Consider the following 17329-nt stretch of genomic DNA (forward strand, 5'->3'; position numbering starts at 1 on the left):
AAAAGAAGCAACTTTTATAAAGTTGCTTCTTGCACTATTCAAATTTTGTTGTCATCGTTCCGGTTTTATATCGATTGTTAGGATCGAAACGTAATAAATCTCCATAAATGAGTTTATCGGATAATTTTAATTCTGTTTTTGCTTTTTCAATATACGGCTGACATAGTGATATAGCAGCTTCTTCACCTGTATTTCGTTTATAGCACATGTTTTTTGTATAAACATAATCTTCCGAAACAAAACTACCATCACGCATTACCATAAGTGGATCTTTTTCTTTAATAAATAAGTCCGTTCCAAATTCAACGGATTGATTTGTTTTAATCCCAAGTAAATGAAGGAGCGTTGGTTTAATATCAAGTTGACCGGATACTTTAGAAATCGTTTTTCCTTCTTGACCTGGCACATGAATAATGAGAGGGACGCGTTGTAATTGCATAGAATCAAACGGTGTAATAGCGTCTTTCCCAAGGAACTGGGCCATAGCTGCGTTATGGTTTTCAGAAATACCGTAATGATCACCATAAATGACAATAACTGAATTATCATACAGTCCTTCATCTTTTAACTGTTTAATAAATAATTTAAGAGCTTCATCCGTGTAACGAACAGTTGGAAAGTAACGGTTTAAAACACCACTGTCCGAATTAAACTCATCAACATATTGATCTTCTGGATTTAGAAGAAATGGAAAATGGTTTGTTAAAGTGATAAATTTTGTATAGAACGGTTGCGGTAAAGATTTTAACTTTGGAATAGATTGTTCAAAGAACTCTTTATCTTTTAATCCCCAACCAACAGACATTTGTTCCGTACCTACGTAATCATTTAAATTAAAGTAACGGTCATAACCAAGCGCAGGATACATTACGTCACGATTCCAAAACGTTTTATCGTTTGAATGGAACACAGCAGAAGAATATCCGTATTTCTTTAATTGTTCTGGTGTGGCAGTATACTCATTTGTTGCATGAGTAAAGAATACAGAACCACGGTCTAACGGATAAAGTGAATTTTCAACGATAAATTCAGCATCAGAAGTTTTACCTTGTCCCGTTTGATGATAGAAGTTATCGAAATAAAAACTATCTTTAATAAATTCATTTAAAAATGGAGTAATTTCTTTTCCATTTATTTTTTTATTAATAACAAAACTTTGTGTAGATTCCATTGAAATTAAAATTACATTTTTACCTTTTGCAGCTCCAAATAAGTTTTTATCAACTTGCTTATCTTTTGCATCTGTATAGTTTTTAATTTCAGAGAATCCGTCGCCACTTGCGAATACACGTTCAGCCGAAGACTTAGATTGAAGCGTAATATCAAATAGATGATATGTGTATAACCCTAAATTTTTCACGACAGTTTGACGGTCAAATGAGCGTGAGAACATTTGTGGCTTATAAATAACTGAAACAACAATTTGTAGTGCTAATAACGCAGTGACACCGCTAAAGAAAGTTCTCTTCTCAGATCGTGAAAGTGGTGTTTTATCACCAAATGATGGGAATTTACGTGAAATAAACATTAAAATAATTGCATCTGCAAATAAAAGTAATGTTTTGTACGTAAAGAGCTCTTTTATGCTCGTCCCTAAATCAGCCATATTATTTGTTTGGAATAAAACCGGGAAGGTAACGAAATCGTTATAAAACCCATAAAACATTGCATTTCCAAATAAAATAAATGACAGTATAAAACTAATTCCAATTATAATTCGATTTCGATGCTTAGATGCAAATAAAGCTAAACCGAAAAATAAAAGTAACGCAGCTAGTGGATTAATAAACAGCATAAATTCTTCAAAGAAGTTATCAATTTTAATATCAAACGCTAGCTTGTACACAATATATGTTTTAATCCATAATAAAACGACTGCAACGAGTGCAAATCGTAATTTTGGAAACAGATGTTGTAGCATAATATACTCCTCTCCTAGAAAGCATGACAGTTCTTGCGAGCCGTTTTCATTAGCGTCTCACTTTATATATACGAACAGTCTTTTGTTATTATGATTATTATACTATGAGTATCATTATACGAAAATTAAAGAGGGTTGTGGGCTTTTTTTGCAACAATTGAGTAGAAAAAGAGAAGTAGGAGACAATAAAATAGAATTTCTATGCGCGATTATTGTAATTCATTAAATATAGAAAGTATCGCGTAATGGTGCGGAGGTTATAATGCGAAAATTATTTTATCTTATAATGTGCAGTATTTTTATACTCTTTGCTTCACCGATTGTATCAGTAGCTCAGTATGATGCACCTCTTATGGAAGATGCACTTTATTCTGTTTTATTTCCAAAAATAAATAAAGCAATTGAAAAACAATATGGGAGTTTGAAACCTTATCAATGTCCTAAAATTATTAGTTTAAAAAAAGTGTATAGTGGTACATATTTATTTCAAACGGTTATTGAAGTGACGAAGTACGAACAGATTGGTGGGAAAATTGTTCCACCATTTGAAAAAGTAACTATTACGTTTAATAATGAAGAAGGCGAATGGGAAGTAACGAAGATAATAGTAAAGCGCTTACCAAATGATACGAAATTAAACTGTAAAAAAACAATATAAAAAATTGTTTGACAAATAAAATGATCCTTTGGTATTGTTAATAGCAACAATTAGATGTTTGAAAATTAAATAGACTTACCTCATCTACTCTCAAAGGTAGAGGCCGCGATAGGAAAGAGTAAGCTATGGGAGATTTAGTGGAATCTGTGACCATGGGTTGAAAGGGACTATTGCCGAAATATAAGAATAACCACCTTATTCATATATTGGGACTGCATTGAATAAATGTAGTACTGTCATAAGATTTATTTTATGGAGAGCTATTTGGAGATGTTGATGCGGTTTCTTATTTTGAGAAGATAACAACTTGTTTATTTTTTCAATATATATTTTTCCTAATAAGAAACGCGTGTGAACATTGTTCCGCGCGTTTTTTGTCTATCTAAAAGCGTGCTGCAATGAATAGAAGATTGGGGTTATGAGTTTTAGAGGAAATAAGGGAGGAATTCAAATGTATTTACACGGCACAAGCCGAATCAATGGGCAAGGACACTTAGAAATTGGAGGGTGCGATACGACGCAGCTAGCAAAACAATACGGAACACCACTTTATGTATACGATGAAGAGTCTATTCGAGGGAAATGTCGTGCGTTTCATCGTGCTTTTAAAGAAAGTGGTTTCTCTTATCAAGTAGCATATGCAAGCAAGGCGTTCTTGTGCATGGAGATGTGCCGAGTAGCTCGTGAAGAGAACATGTCATTAGATGTTGTTTCGGGTGGGGAATTATATACTGCGCTCCAAGCAGGATTTCCAGCATCACGTATTCATTTTCATGGAAACAATAAAACAGAAGAAGAGATAGTGATGGCTCTTCAGGCGAATATCGGTTGTTTTGTAGTAGATAATTTCTTGGAATTAGAAGTTTTACACGATTTAGCAATGCAACATGGGAAATTTGTAAACATATTAATTCGTGTAACGCCTGGAGTAGAGGCGCACACACATGAATATATTACGACAGGCCAAGAGGATTCAAAATTTGGATTTGGTGTTTCAAATGGTCAAGCGATGCAGGCAATTGGGCTTGCTTTACAAAAATCAAATTATAATGTGTTAGGGATTCATTCACATATCGGATCACAAATATTTGAAACGGCTGGTTTTGTTCGAGCGATTGAAGTTCTTCGTAAATTTTTGGAAGAGGTGAGAGAGCAAACGAACTATGTAGTAAAAGTATTAAATGTAGGCGGAGGATTTGGAATACGCTATACAGAGTCAGATACACCATTAACTCTTGAGACATATGTGCGAGCTGTAACAAGTGCAGTGAGAGAACAATTTACAGTATGTGAATATCCATTGCCAGAAATATGGGTTGAACCAGGTCGTAGTATTGTAGGTGATGCGGGAACGACAATTTATACAGTTGGATCTGTGAAAGAAATTCCTGGCATCCGGAAATATGTATCCGTCGATGGTGGAATGACAGATAACTTAAGACCGGCTTTATATAGCGCTCGTTACGAAGCGATGTTAGCGAATCGAGGAAATGATGAGAATGAGGAACTCGTTTCAATTGCTGGGAAATGCTGTGAGAGTGGAGATATGCTAATTTGGGATATTAATCTACCGAAAGTTGCTTCTTCTGATTTACTAGCAATTTCTTGTACGGGAGCATATGGGTACTCGATGGCGAATAATTATAATCGAATTCGGAGACCAGCCGTCGTCTTTGCGAAATGTGGCACATCGCAAATTGTTGTGGAACGTGAAACGTACGAAAATATCATTGGGAACGATCGCATACGTATTAAAGAGCTTGTTTAAATAAGGAAAAGGAGTTGTTCGAATGGGCAATTCCTTTTTTATAAAGTGAAACTATAATCAGTGGAGGGGGATTGCCCGCAAATAGCGGGATAAAATAAAATAATTAAAATATATCGGAAAACTAGGATTGAAAAAAATCAGAATTGTGATAAAATACAAATACAAAGCTTATCAAGAGAAGCGGAGGGAACTGGCCCGAAGAAGCTCGGCAACCTGCTTATAGAAAGCAAGGTGCTAAATCCAGCAAAATGGAATCCATTTTGAAAGATAAGGTAAAATATATTACCGAACAGTCTTTTCGAAATGGGAAAGATTTTTTTTATGAATAAAAAGGGGGGGCTGTTCGCGTGAGCGTACGGGAACATTTTGATGAAGTATCTGAGAAAATTCAAGCGATGCTTGCTGATATGAAATATGGTTCAATTACAATTGTGGTGCAAGATGGAAAAGTAATTCAATTAGAGAAAAGTGAAAAAGTACGTTTAAAGTGAAAAGCGCTGACTAGAAAAACTAGAGGCGGTTTTAATCTATTTTAATAGATTAAAACCGTCTTTTTGCTTTTACAGGGGGAAAAAACATGTTGACGTATGAAACGTGGGAAGAAAATCGTGTTTCATTTTCAGAGGAAGATGAAACGAAAGGCGCGCTATCCGTATTAAGTTGGGCTTATAAAGAATATAAAGATGAAATTGTATACGCGTGTAGCTTCGGAGTGGAAGGCATGGTTTTACTGCATCTTATAAACCAAGTAAATCCATCTGCTAAAGTTGTATTTTTGGATACAAATGTTCATTTTCAAGAAACGTATGAATTAATTCAAAAAGTAAGAGAACGATTTCCTTCATTAAATATTATAGAAAAACAGCCGGAACTTACACTCGATGAACAAGCGAAGTTGCACGGTGAGAAACTATGGGAAAGCAATCCGAATCTCTGTTGTAAGATTAGGAAGATTTTGCCGTTAGAAAAATCACTTACAGAGGAAAAAGCGTGGATATCGGGCTTAAGAAGGGAACAATCAGAAACGCGTAAGCATACAAAGTTTATAAATCAAGATCATCGTTTTCAATCTATTAAAGTTTGTCCGCTTATTCATTGGACGTGGAAAGAAGTATGGCGATATGTATACAAACATAACTTGCCATACAACCCATTACATGATATTGGATATCCAAGTATCGGGTGTGAGAAGTGTACGTTACCTGTAGGTGCCGGTGGTGATTCAAGAGATGGTAGGTGGACCGGGAAAATGAAAACCGAATGCGGTCTTCATTACCAATAAGATGTATCTTGAAATAAAGCTAAGAGGGGATATAGAAAATGACTACAAGAAACGAATTAATAAATCGTGTAGATGAGACATACGACGTATCACAAATTGAAAAAGAAATTGAATTAGACAACATTGCATTAAGTGATTTAGAACTGCTAGCGACAGGGGGATATAGTCCGCTTACTGGTTTTTTAGGGAAAAAAGACTATGATTCGGTCGTAGAAACGCTTCGTTTAGCAGATGGAAGCGTATGGAGTATACCGATTACATTGTCAGTAACAGAAGAAGTAGCAGAGGGACTGAAAGCTGGAGAGGAAGTAAAACTTGTTAATGACAGAAATATATATGGTGTCATTCAAATAGAAGATATTTTTGCACCTGATAAAGAAAAAGAAGCTTTACTTGTATATAAAACGACGGATGAGGCTCATCCAGGCGTGAAAAAATTATATGAACGACCAGATGTTTATGTTGGAGGAGCTATTACGCTTATAAAACGCTTGGAAAATAAGCAATTTCCTTCTTATCATTTAGACCCAATTGAAACGAGAGAAGAATTTAAAAAACGTGGCTGGAAAACAGTAGTTGGATTTCAAACGAGAAATCCGGTACATCGTGCCCATGAGTATATTCAAAAATCTGCTCTTGAAATTGTAGATGGTCTCTTTTTAAATCCGCTCGTTGGGGAAACAAAGTCAGATGATATTCCTGCTGATGTAAGGATGGAAAGCTACGAAGTGTTGCTTCAAAACTATTATCCGAAAAATTGTGTCTTTTTAGGTGTATTTCCTGCAGCGATGCGCTACGCAGGACCAAGGGAAGCGATATTTCATGCATTGGTAAGAAAGAATTTTGGGTGTACCCACTTTATTGTAGGACGTGATCATGCTGGGGTAGGAGACTATTACGGAACATACGAAGCGCAGGAAATCTTTACGAACTTTACAGTGGAAGAGTTAGGGATTACGCCGCTATTTTTTGAACATAGCTTTTACTGTACGAGATGTGAAGCGATGGCTTCAACGAAAACGTGTCCGCATGGAAAAGAGGACCGTGTCATTTTATCAGGTACAAAAGTAAGAGAAATGTTAAGAAATGGTGAGATTCCGCCAAGTACATTTAGTCGTAAAGAAGTAGTGGAAGTGTTAATTAAAGGTTTGAAAAAAGAAGTAGTAACAGAATAGGGAGAGAACGAGATGGATACGAATATTACTTGGCACACAGCTTCTGTTTCGAAAAATGAGAGAAGAGTGAAGAATGGGCATCATAGTTTTGTAATTTGGTTTACTGGTTTATCAGCTTCGGGTAAATCTACAGTAGCGAATGCGGTTGCTCGTAAACTATTTGAAAAGAATATTGGAAATTATGTGTTAGATGGGGATAATATTCGCCATGGTTTAAATAAAGACTTAGGTTTTTCTGAAAGTGATCGTATGGAGAATATAAGGCGTATTGGCGAAGTGGCGAAGCTATTTGTAGATCAAGGTACTGTTGTTCTTACAGCGTTCATTTCACCATTTCGAGTAGATCGAAAACAAGTTAGGGATCTATTAGCGGCAGATGAGTTTATAGAAGTGTTTGTAAAATGTCCAATTGAAGAGTGTGAAAAACGTGATCCAAAAGGGTTATACAAAAAAGCGAGACAAGGTGATATTAAAGATTTTACAGGTATTGATTCACCGTATGAGGAACCAGATCGAGCGGAATTAATTGTAGAAACGCACAAGTATTCTATTGAAGAATGTGCAGAACAAATCGTGAAGTACTTACAAGAGCGTAGTTTTGTCCCGTTGTTTGCTGGGAAGTAAAACGCCCACCTCAAAATTCGGCTGGAGCAGGCTGTAAATGCCCGATTGGTGAGGGTTGATTAAAGTTTCACTTTATATAGGGGGATTTAAAAATGAGTTATGAAAAAGTATGGGCTAATAATGAAAAATTAAATCAGACTGAGAAAAATAAATTAGCAAAAGATGGTTTGGAAATTTTTAATGATATTCCTTACTATGCGGAAAATGGATTCGAATCTATTCCGAAAGAAGAGTGGGACGCATTTAAATGGGCAGGATTGTATTTGCAAAGACCGAAAGAAGCTGGCTATTTTATGATGCGTGTAAATATTCCTTCAGGGATTATTACAAATGCGCAGGCGGAAGTGCTTGCTTCTATCGCTGAGGATTATGGACGTGATGTAATAGATATTACGACAAGACAGGCGATTCAGTTTCACTGGTTAGAAATTCAGCAAATGCCAGATATTTTTAAAAGATTAGCAAGAGTTGGGTTATCTTCAGCAGGGGCGTGTGGTGATATAACACGTAATATTACAGGTAATCCACTTGCAGGGATTGATGCGAATGAACTGTTTGATACAACGCATATTGTGAAGGAGGTATATGACTATTTCCAACATAATGAAGAGTTTTCTAACTTACCACGTAAATTTAAAATGTCTATTAGTTCTAACGTTTATAACTCGGCAAACGCAGAGATTAACTGTGTTGCATTTACACCTGCTACGAAAGAAATAGATGGTGAGAAAAAAGTTGGTTTTCATATAAAAGTAGGCGGTGGATTATCAGCCCGTCCATATTTAGCTGATGAATTAGATGTGTTCGTTTTACCAGAAGAAGTGAAGGCGGTAGCAATTGGGATTGCTACTATATTCCGTGATTTTGGATATCGCGAGAAACGTCATTTAGCTCGTTTGAAATTTCTTGTTGCAGACTGGGGAGCAGAGAAATTTAAAGAGAAACTAATAGAGTATACAGGACCATTGCAAAGTAAAGGAGAAAGTGCACTTAAAGGATGGAATGCAGGCTATTTTTATGGTGTTCAAGATCAAAAACAAGATGGATTAAAATATGTCGGTTTTAATGTGCCGGTAGGTCGTTTACATGCAAAAGAAATGTTTGAGATTGCAAGAATTGCAAAGCAGTATGGAAATGGACAAATTCGTACGTGTAACTCACAAAACTTCATCATTCCGAATGTTCCACCAGAAAATGTAACGGGTTTATTAAGTGAACCGTTGTTTGAAGCGATATCTGCAAGTCCGAAATCATTTATTGGTCATGCGGTTTCATGTACTGGTATTGAATATTGCAATCTTGCTCTAGTAGAAACGAAAGAAAGATTACGGAAAATTGCAGAATACTTAGATACAGAAATTGCACTTGATGTTCCAGTTCGAATTCATATGGTAGGATGCCCAAATTCATGTGGTCAACGTCAAATTGCTGACATCGGATTACAAGGGGTAAAAATGAAAACGAAGGAAAAAGGGATTGTTGAAGCATTTGAAATATATGTAGGTGGAACGTTGTTAGATGGCGGTGCCTATAATCAAAAGTTAAAAGGGAAAATAGATGGCGAGGATTTACCGGATGTACTCGCATCATTTATAAGTTATTTTAAAGAGAATAAGTTACCTGCCGAAACATTTTATGATTTTGTCGGACGTATTGGTGTAGATACATTGCAAATAGCTTTAAATAACGTGTTAGAAGAAGTAATAGCGTCTTAGGAGGGGCAATATGGATTTATATCGATTTGAAGCTGTGTTAGCGAATAATATCGTTCCGATTGTTGTTGTTGCTCAAAGTGAAGAGCAGGCATTTAAGCTTGCGGAGATTGAGCTTGAAAAGCATTTTTTACCGTTGCCAGAAGTAAAGGAAATCTCCTTATTTGAAAAAAAGAAGATTCGAAAAGGTGCGGCATTTGTTGTTCATGAGTAAATAACATTGAAATACGAACGTATACTAACTTCCATTCATGCATAAGGATGGAAGTTTCATTTTAATAGTAGAAATGAGGAGAGATGATGGGGAAGGTGTATATAGTTGGAGCGGGTCCTGGCGATCCGGATTTAATTACTGTTAAAGGATTGAAATGTATTGAGAAGGCAGATGTTATTTTATATGACCGTCTCGTGAATAAAGAATTGCTTTCATATGCAAAGCCTGAAGCGGATTTAATTTATTGCGGGAAACTCCCGAATTATCACACGATGAAGCAAGAGACAATTAACACATTTCTTATTAAATATGCGAAAAAAGGAAAAGTTGTAACGAGGTTAAAGGGCGGTGATCCATTTGTATTTGGTAGAGGGGGGGAAGAAGCTGAAGCGTTAGCAAAGCAGGGTGTACCATTTGAAATCGTTCCTGGTATTTCAGCTGGAATAGCTGCACCTGCTTATGCCGGTATTCCGGTGACGCATCGTGATGCAAGTGCGAGTTTTGCGGTTGTGACAGGGCATAGAAAAGAAGGTGCTGAAGAGGAAGTGAAGTGGGAAAATTTAGCGAAAGGTGTAGAGACCTTGGCAGTATATATGGGAGTTAGTAATTTGTCCTACATATGCGAACAACTTATGAAGCATGGAAAAGATAAAGGTACACCTGCTGCTATTATTGAACGGGGAACGACGTCTATGCAGCGTACAGTTGTCGGGACGTTAGGGACAATTGTAGATGTTGCGAGAAAAGAACAAATTCAAAATCCGAGTATGATTGTAATTGGAGAAGTTGTCCGTTTTAGAGAGAAAATTCATTGGTTTGAAAAACAAACGGAACAGACTTATCAAGTAAGCGGAGTGTTATAAAATGAAAGCCATCTTATATATATGTCATGGAAGTCGTTTGAGGGCAGCGAAAGAAGAGGCAATTCAATTTATTACGACATGTATGAGCCGTATAGAAGCGACTATTCAAGAAGTGTGTTTTTTAGAGCTGGCGAATCCTTCTATTGAAGAAGGATTTCGTACATGTGCGAAGCGTGGTGCGACAGAGATTATTGCTATTCCTGTTTTCTTATTAGCAGCAGGCCATGTGAAGAATGATATTCCTTTTGAATTACAAAAGTTAAATAATCAATACCCTAATATTAAAGTGACGTATGGTAATCCGTTTGGTGTATCAGAGACACTTATAAAGTCGGTATATAACGGAAGTGGTATTGAAGAATATAAAGATGAAGTAACACTTTTACTCGTTGCAAGGGGTAGTAGCGATCCTGAAACTTTACAAGATATAAATCGGATCGCTACTTTATTTCAAGCAGAAGAAAAAATTGCTAAAGTAGAAGTTTGTTTTTTAGCAGCTGCGGAGCCGAAATTTGAGGAGAAATTAAAGGAAGTTGTAGAGCGAAAAGAAGGGTGTATTATTGTATTACCTTATTTGTTATTTACAGGCTTACTTATGAAACATATTGAGAAAGAAGTGCGTCAATATGAGTTGGATGAGATAAAAATAAGTCCGTATTTAGGAAAAAATGAAGTGGTTCAAGATATGTTAATTCAGAAAACGAAGGAGTTATTGAAGGGAGATTCATATGTATCCACTTACAGTGCAAGTTAATAAGAAACGGGTTGTTGTCATTGGTGGAGGAAAAGTTGCCGGATTTAAAATAATTCCTTTACTCAAACAAGGTGCGGATATAGTAGTAGTAAGTCCAGAATTAGATGTAAATTTAGTGAAACTTGTGGAGGAGAAGAAAATTCGTTGGTATCAAAGAGAGTATGAAAAAAGTGATATTAAAGATGCTTTTTTAGTTGTTGCGGCGAGTAGTGATTCTATATTAAATGAACAAGTTGCTGAAGATGCTGCAAAGAATCAATTGGTAAATGTTATTACGAACCCGGAAAGTGGCAATGTTCACTTTCCGGCAGCGATTCATCGTGGGTTACTTAATATAGCGGTTTCTACCGGAGGAGCAAGTCCAAAACTCGCAAAAAAAATTCGAGATGATATCGCGAATAAATACGATGAAACATACGAAATATATTTAGATTTTTTATATGAAGTAAGGGTGAAGTTAAAAGACTTACAGTTAGAAAAGAAAGAACGGCATATATTACTACAAGAAGTATTGAAATCAGCATATGTGCAAAATGAGGGGAAAAGAGAACAGTTTTTACAAGAATTAGAGGAGAGAGTTCTAAAGAGATAAAAAGTAAATAGCGCTTTACAAGTATAAAAATATAATTTATAATCACAAGTAACTTCAATAGATGAAATCGATGAGCAAGAAGAGTACGTATATTTGATGCGTTCAGAGAGCTGGGATAAGGTGTGAGCCCGGTACGATAAAATATACAGAATGGGCTTGCGAGAGGTATGTTGAACATTGTAGTAGGCAACCCGGGTTCCGCCGTTAAAAGGATAGAGTATCGGAATTATTCCTGTACTTGAACAAGTGGGATTTATCAGTCCAATTGAGGTGGTACCACGGTATTTACATTACATATATCGTCCTCTACATGCATATTTGCGTGTAGGGGACTTTTTTATTTTCTAAAGGAGGTGTGCGAGTATGAAATGAAAGTGTATAATTGTTAAAAGTTTAAATATTCAGAAAAGGGGAATTTATGATGAAAGAAACACAGCAATGGACGTCGAAAATAGGCTTTGTACTCGCAGCAGCCGGAGCAGCAGTAGGTCTTGGTGCGATATGGAAATTTCCATATGTTGCAGGTAATGGCGGGGGAGGCGCATTCTTCCTAGTCTTCTTACTATTAACTTTATTTATTGGGATGCCGCTATTACTAGCAGAATTTGTTATTGGTCGTAGTACACAAAAAGAGGCAGTTACAGCGTATAAAGTATTAGTGCCAAATAGTAAAGTATATCCTTGGATTGGTCGTATGGGAGTTGTAACATGTTTTAGTGTACTCTCTTTCTATAGTGTTGTAGGTGGATGGATTTTACTGTATTTATACTACAGTGTTACAGGTAGTTTCTGGAATGGTGTTGTCGATTATGCGAGTGTGTTTGGTGAGGCGATTTCAAATCCAGTAAGTGCGATTGGAGCGCAATTTATCTTTATGCTTTGTACTATTTTTGTCGTAAGTAAAGGTGTAGAGAAAGGTATAGAAAAGGCAAGTAAGTATATGATGCCATTATTATTTATTTTATTTATCGCGATTATTATTCGTGCGTTGACACTTGATGGTGCTTTTGCTGGAGTAGAGTTCTTCTTAAAACCTGACTTTTCAAAGCTTACAGCAGATACGATTTTATATGCGATGGGACAATCTTTCTTCTCACTAACAGTAGGTGCCTCGGTAATGGTAACGTATAGTTCGTATTTAAAGAAAGAAGAACATTTAGCGAAATCAGCAACATCTATTGTAAGTTTAACTGTTTTCGTTACAGTACTTGCGGGATTAGCGATTTTCCCAGCGATTTTCGCATTAGGAGTTAAACCGACGGAAGGACCGGGATTACTGTTTATCGTCCTTCCAGCCGTATTTGCAAAAATACCATTTGGACAATTTTTCTTTATTATGTTTTTAATTTTATTCTTCTTTGCGACTTTAACATCAGCTATTTCAATGCTTGAAATTGTAGTAGCATCTGTTGCGAAAGGTAATGAAAAGAAGCGTCCTTCAGCATCATTATTAATTGGTATTCTTATTTTTGCAGTTGGAATTCCGTCAGCATTATCGTTTGGAATTATGAGTGATGTGAAAATATTTGGGAAAACATTCTTTGATTTCGTCGACTTCTCGGTAAGTAATGTTTTGCTGCCGCTAGGGGTACTAGCTATTTCGCTATTTGTACCAAATAAAATGAGTAAAGAGTTATTAATGAAAGAATTAGAAGTTACGGAAACGAAAGGGAAGACGTTATTTAACATTTGGTTCTTCTTGCTTCGTTATGTTATTCCAGTAACTGTAATTATCGTATTTTTAAATGCGATAGGTGTATTTAAAATGTTTGCATAATAAAAAGACGGAGATTTCTCCGTCTTTTTATTATGTTGTAGAAGTATTTAATAAGCGATTATATGCTTTATAAGCTGTGACAACTGCGATGAAAGAACCGATTAAAAACAATGCTGAGCCGCCAAATGTAAATAACCGGCCAATATACGTTTCTCTAGCTTCTTCTATTTTTTGTTGTAATTGTGTATCCATCTTTGATCACCCCGTAAACGATAGGCATTTAGTTATAGTCTATGTAGAATGCCTATAGTGTGTGAAGTGTAAAGAAAAAACTCGGTATGCACCGAGTTTTTTATAATCCGATATATGAAGATGGATCAACTGCGTTTGTCTTGCCGACATTCCATTCTCCAAGGTGAAGTTCGAAGTGTAAATGTTGCCCGTATGATTGGCCAGTATTCCCCATGAATCCAAGTTGAGTGCCTTGTTTTACAGTTTGTCCATTTGATACAGAACGGCTACTCATATGTGCATATACTGTCGTGTATGTCTTTCCGTTTATACGGTGAGATAAGTACACAACATTTCCGTAACTAGATGAGAATTCCGAGCGGATAACTACACCATCTGCAGCAGCAATAATTGGAACCGTTCCTGAAGCGGCAATATCGATACCTTTATGGTTATCTAAAGAACGTGTACCAAACCCAGAAGTTTTTGATCCAGCTGCTGGTTTAATAAAGCCGCCAGTATTTGTATCGTGTGGCGGTGAAGCTGCTTGAGCTTTTTGAGCAGATGTAGTAGCTTGTTTAGCTTCTTCTGCCTTGCGGGCTTCCTCGGCTTTACGAGCCTCTTCTGCACGTTTTTCTTCTTCAATTGCTTTTTGAACAGCTTGACGCTGATTTTCTAAAATGCCTTTTGCTTCTTCTAGTCCTTCAATCTCTGAATCTACTTTTGCTACTTTCGTATGTAGATCATTAATAAATGATTGTTGCTGTTGCTGGTTTGTTTGTAGCTCTTGTTGTTTTTGGATTAATTTTTGTTCGGCCTCTTTTAGTTGTTGTTCTTTTTTCTCAACAGCCTCTTTTTCTGTCGCCACAGCATTTTGATCAGTTGTTTGTTTTTTCACAATATCTGTATCATTGTTTAAAATTAAACTGACGGAGTACATATTATCAATAAGGTCAGCAATGTTTGCAGAGTTTGTTAATACCTCTGTAATGATGTTTGTACGTGGTTTTTCTTGCATAGATTGTAATCGTTGTTTAATAACTTCCTGACGCGTATCTATGTTTGTTTGTAATTGTTCTATATGTTTCTTTTTGTCAGCAATTACTTGTTGTGTTTTGCTAATTTCTTTTTTTGTATCGTTTAATTCAGCCTCGTTTTTATTAATAGAAGTAGTTAATTCGTCGATTTTTTTCTGTAATTCTTGAATTTCTTTTTCTATTTGTTCTTTCTCAGCTGATTTATTTTGTAAGTCATTTTGTTTGCCGTCTAATTCTGATTGTATATTAGATAATTTATCTTGATTTGTTTCAGCGTATACGGGTGAAAGTAATGGGGAAGCAAAAATCGTTCCTGCTGCTAAAACACTAAACGCTGCAAATTTCTTTTTCATGGTTGTCTGGCTCCTTTCCCTATGAATGTTATATATCATAAGAAGAAGTGTGTCTATCGTTGTAATCATAATGTAAAGAAAATTTTATAAAATTGCTAAGTTTTGTCGGAATTTATCATTTTTCAACAGTAATTGTCATGAAAGTTATATTTTATTACATACGAAATAAAGGTATATTTAGGTATTTTTATAAAATAAAGGAATAAACAGAATTGTTGTATATAGCGAAAAATTATGTAGGGAGTCAATTAAACACTAGTAAGGAATCGTTCTCATGTTAGGTTTTCTGACATGGGTTTTATTTTTGTCAAGAAAATTATTTGCGTTCGGGAAAAGTTATTTTGTTGTCAGATTTAATTTTTTGATTTATGATTTTTAACAGGGACAAAATGTAGTGAATTGTCGAATAATATATAATACTCTTAATTTCTTAGTTTTATAGAGATAGAATGAGGGATAGAGTGATACATCGAAGAGGGGGTTACAACAAATATGAAAAGAATAGGACTTGCATGGCAAATATTAATAGGTCTTGCGTTAGGTATTGCAGTTGGTGCGATTTTCTTTGATAATCCAGCAGTTGCGAAGTACTTACAACCAATTGGTGATGTTTTCATCCGATTAATTAAAATGATCGTTGTACCGATTGTTGTAGCAAGTATTGTTGTTGGGGTTGCTGGTGTTGGCGATGTTAAGAAGTTAGGTCGACTAGGCGGAAAAACAATTATTTACTTTGAAATTATTACAACACTTGCAATTGTAGTGGGTCTATTAATAGCGAACATTTTCCAACCTGGAAAAGGCGTTGATATGGATAAGTTAACAAAAACAGATATTTCTAAATATACACATACGACAGAGCAAGTACAAAGTCATTCGTTTGCGGATACGTTTGTAAATATTGTTCCGACGAACATTATGAAATCATTAGCTGATGGTGATATGCTTGCTATTATTTTCTTCTCTGTATTATTTGGTTTAGGTGTAGCAGCAATTGGTGAACGTGGTAAACCAGTTCTACAATTTTTCCAAGGTGTAGCAGACGCAATGTTTTACGTAACGAACCAAGTTATGAAGTTTGCACCATTTGGTGTATTCGCATTAATTGGTGTTACAGTTTCTACATTCGGTTTAGCTTCATTAATTCCGTTAGGGAAATTACTAATTGTAGTATACGGAGCGATGATCTTCTTCGTTGTAGTTGTCTTAGGACTTACAGCGAAAATATTTGGAATTAACATTTTCCAATTCTTTAAGATTTTAAAAGACGAGCTGATCTTAGCGTATTCTACAGCAAGTTCAGAAACAGTTTTACCGAAAATCATGGAGAAAATGGAAAAGTTCGGTTGTCCGAAAGCAATTACATCTTTCGTTATTCCGACAGGTTATTCATTTAACTTAGATGGATCAACTTTATATCAAGCAATTGCGGCTATTTTCTTAGCACAAATGTACGGTATTGATTTATCTATTTCTCAACAAATTACATTATTACTTGTATTAATGGTTACATCAAAAGGTATCGCAGGTGTACCGGGCGTATCATTCGTTGTATTATTAGCAACGCTTGGTACAGTAGGTATTCCAGCAGAAGGTTTAGCCTTTATTGCAGGTATTGACCGTATTCTAGATATGGCTCGTACAGCAGTTAACGTTGTAGGTAACTCTTTAGCAGCTGTAGTTATGTCTAAGTGGGAAGGTCAATATGACGCTGAAAAAGGACAAGCCTATTTAAAAGAGATATCTGAAAAGGGTCAAGCAGCTTAATTATAATATGAACAAGCTCTCACATAATATATGTGGGAGCTTTTCTATATATAGAAGAGGAGCGGGCGTAATGAAACGTAAATATGGTGACGGTTCTTCGTGGAAGCGACTAATAGAGAAGGATTATATGGTTAAGCAGGTAGAAGAGGGCATGCTAGGAATACTGGACATAAAAAAGGTGAGAGAACCTAGTTATAAAGAATATGATGGTAAAGAAATTTGTATCGCAGGTAATGAGTATACGTGGATTCAGTATTTCATAAAAGGGAAAAACTTTGCGATTACAGCTATGTTAGATAATAAGGGGAATTTAGTACAATATTATATTGATGTGACGAAAGAATACGAAATAGACGACCGGGGTTTACCGTATTTTGATGATTTATATTTAGATGTAGTGCTATTGCCGAATGGTAAGATGTATGTATTGGATGAAGATGAGTTAGAGGACGCTTATAAAAATAGTGATGTTACAAAGGAAGAATATGAATTAGCCTGGCAAACAACGAAATGGATCATGGAAGCGATAAACAATAGTGAATTTTATTGGATTTCAATATTAGATAAAGAAATCGAAAAGTTAAAATGATTGGTGTATTCATATTTTTGTATAATTACCAAAAAAATCTATACAAAAAATAATTGACTTTTGTTTTGTAAG

Annotated in this window: 17 protein-coding genes, 2 riboswitches and 1 other annotated feature; of the genes, 14 read left to right on the top strand and 3 right to left on the bottom strand. The window is 35.7% G+C overall.

Features of this window, described 5'->3' with window-relative positions; all coding sequences use genetic code 11:
- Positions 1–34: 34 nt before the first annotated feature.
- On the bottom strand, positions 35–1921 hold the full coding sequence (locus tag JDS98_RS03920; protein ID WP_000939071.1) for an LTA synthase family protein: 1887 nt from the start codon (positions 1919–1921) through the stop codon (positions 35–37).
- Positions 1922–2183: 262 nt separating this feature from the next.
- Here JDS98_RS03920 and JDS98_RS03925 point away from each other — a divergent pair, with 262 nt between their 5' ends.
- The 12 genes from JDS98_RS03925 (at position 2184) to JDS98_RS03980 (ending at position 13340) form a co-directional block, all read left to right on the top strand.
- Positions 2184–2579 (top strand): DUF3888 domain-containing protein, encoded by a 396-nt coding sequence (locus JDS98_RS03925; protein WP_098710932.1) that lies wholly within the window; start codon positions 2184–2186, stop codon positions 2577–2579.
- 89 nt (positions 2580–2668) lie between these two features.
- A riboswitch (Lysine riboswitch) is annotated at positions 2669–2850 on the top strand.
- A 180-nt stretch (positions 2851–3030) separates the two neighbouring features.
- Positions 3031–4347, top strand: a complete 1317-nt coding sequence (lysA, locus tag JDS98_RS03930) for a diaminopimelate decarboxylase (protein ID WP_098138227.1) — start codon at positions 3031–3033, stop codon at positions 4345–4347.
- Positions 4348–4512: 165 nt separating this feature from the next.
- Positions 4513–4621: riboswitch (SAM riboswitch) on the top strand.
- 73 nt (positions 4622–4694) lie between these two features.
- Positions 4695–4838 carry a YezD family protein gene (locus JDS98_RS03935; RefSeq protein WP_000116159.1) on the top strand — a complete coding sequence of 48 codons (144 nt, stop codon included), beginning with the start codon at positions 4695–4697 and terminating at the stop codon, positions 4836–4838.
- 86 nt (positions 4839–4924) lie between these two features.
- On the top strand, positions 4925–5629 hold the full coding sequence (locus JDS98_RS03940; protein WP_000959007.1) for a phosphoadenylyl-sulfate reductase: 705 nt from the start codon (positions 4925–4927) through the stop codon (positions 5627–5629).
- 38 nt (positions 5630–5667) lie between these two features.
- The gene (gene sat / locus JDS98_RS03945) at positions 5668–6804 is read left to right on the top strand and encodes a sulfate adenylyltransferase (protein ID WP_199633580.1); all 1137 of its coding nucleotides are present in this window, start codon (positions 5668–5670) and stop codon (positions 6802–6804) included.
- Between the two features lie 12 nt (positions 6805–6816).
- Positions 6817–7428: an adenylyl-sulfate kinase gene (cysC, locus tag JDS98_RS03950; RefSeq protein WP_000380522.1), complete on the top strand. Its 612-nt coding sequence runs from the start codon at positions 6817–6819 to the stop codon at positions 7426–7428.
- Positions 7429–7520: 92 nt separating this feature from the next.
- Complete coding sequence (locus JDS98_RS03955) at positions 7521–9143, top strand: nitrite/sulfite reductase (RefSeq protein WP_000119600.1); 1623 nt, start codon at positions 7521–7523, stop codon at positions 9141–9143.
- Between the two features lie 10 nt (positions 9144–9153).
- Positions 9154–9354 (top strand): DUF3906 family protein, encoded by a 201-nt coding sequence (locus JDS98_RS03960; protein ID WP_000366906.1) that lies wholly within the window; start codon positions 9154–9156, stop codon positions 9352–9354.
- Positions 9355–9440: 86 nt separating this feature from the next.
- Entirely contained in the window at positions 9441–10217 is a 777-nt protein-coding gene (gene cobA / locus JDS98_RS03965; RefSeq protein ID WP_097959615.1) for a uroporphyrinogen-III C-methyltransferase, read from the top strand.
- A 1-nt stretch (position 10218) separates the two neighbouring features.
- A complete protein-coding gene (locus JDS98_RS03970; RefSeq protein ID WP_097959616.1) occupies positions 10219–10971 on the top strand; it encodes a sirohydrochlorin chelatase in 753 nt (250 codons plus the stop codon).
- The gene (locus JDS98_RS03975) at positions 10946–11563 is read left to right on the top strand and encodes an NAD(P)-binding protein (RefSeq protein WP_000283323.1); all 618 of its coding nucleotides are present in this window, start codon (positions 10946–10948) and stop codon (positions 11561–11563) included. The genes JDS98_RS03970 and JDS98_RS03975 overlap by 26 nt, the downstream gene beginning before the upstream one ends.
- Positions 11564–11624: 61 nt before the next feature.
- Positions 11625–11873: a binding site (T-box leader), on the top strand.
- A 111-nt stretch (positions 11874–11984) separates the two neighbouring features.
- Complete coding sequence (locus JDS98_RS03980) at positions 11985–13340, top strand: sodium-dependent transporter (protein WP_000665454.1); 1356 nt, start codon at positions 11985–11987, stop codon at positions 13338–13340.
- Positions 13341–13370: 30 nt separating this feature from the next.
- Here the strand turns inward: JDS98_RS03980 and JDS98_RS03985 are convergent, their stop codons facing one another.
- Together JDS98_RS03985 and JDS98_RS03990 are read right to left on the bottom strand one after the other, a co-directional pair.
- Entirely contained in the window at positions 13371–13532 is a 162-nt protein-coding gene (locus JDS98_RS03985; RefSeq protein ID WP_000380942.1) for a hypothetical protein, read from the bottom strand.
- A gap of 100 nt (positions 13533–13632) precedes the next feature.
- Positions 13633–14901 carry a murein hydrolase activator EnvC family protein gene (locus JDS98_RS03990; protein ID WP_199633581.1) on the bottom strand — a complete coding sequence of 423 codons (1269 nt, stop codon included), beginning with the start codon at positions 14899–14901 and terminating at the stop codon, positions 13633–13635.
- A 492-nt stretch (positions 14902–15393) separates the two neighbouring features.
- Between JDS98_RS03990 and gltP the strand changes: the two genes are divergently transcribed.
- Positions 15394–16668 (top strand): glutamate/aspartate:proton symporter GltP, encoded by a 1275-nt coding sequence (gene gltP / locus JDS98_RS03995; protein WP_000821124.1) that lies wholly within the window; start codon positions 15394–15396, stop codon positions 16666–16668.
- A gap of 70 nt (positions 16669–16738) precedes the next feature.
- Positions 16739–17257 carry a ribonuclease FAU-1 family protein gene (locus tag JDS98_RS04000; protein ID WP_000824636.1) on the top strand — a complete coding sequence of 173 codons (519 nt, stop codon included), beginning with the start codon at positions 16739–16741 and terminating at the stop codon, positions 17255–17257.
- The last annotated feature ends 72 nt before the right edge of the window (positions 17258–17329 follow it).

This window comes from Bacillus cereus group sp. N11 (genome assembly GCF_016483605.1).
GTDB lineage: Bacteria > Bacillota > Bacilli > Bacillales > Bacillaceae_G > Bacillus_A > Bacillus_A toyonensis.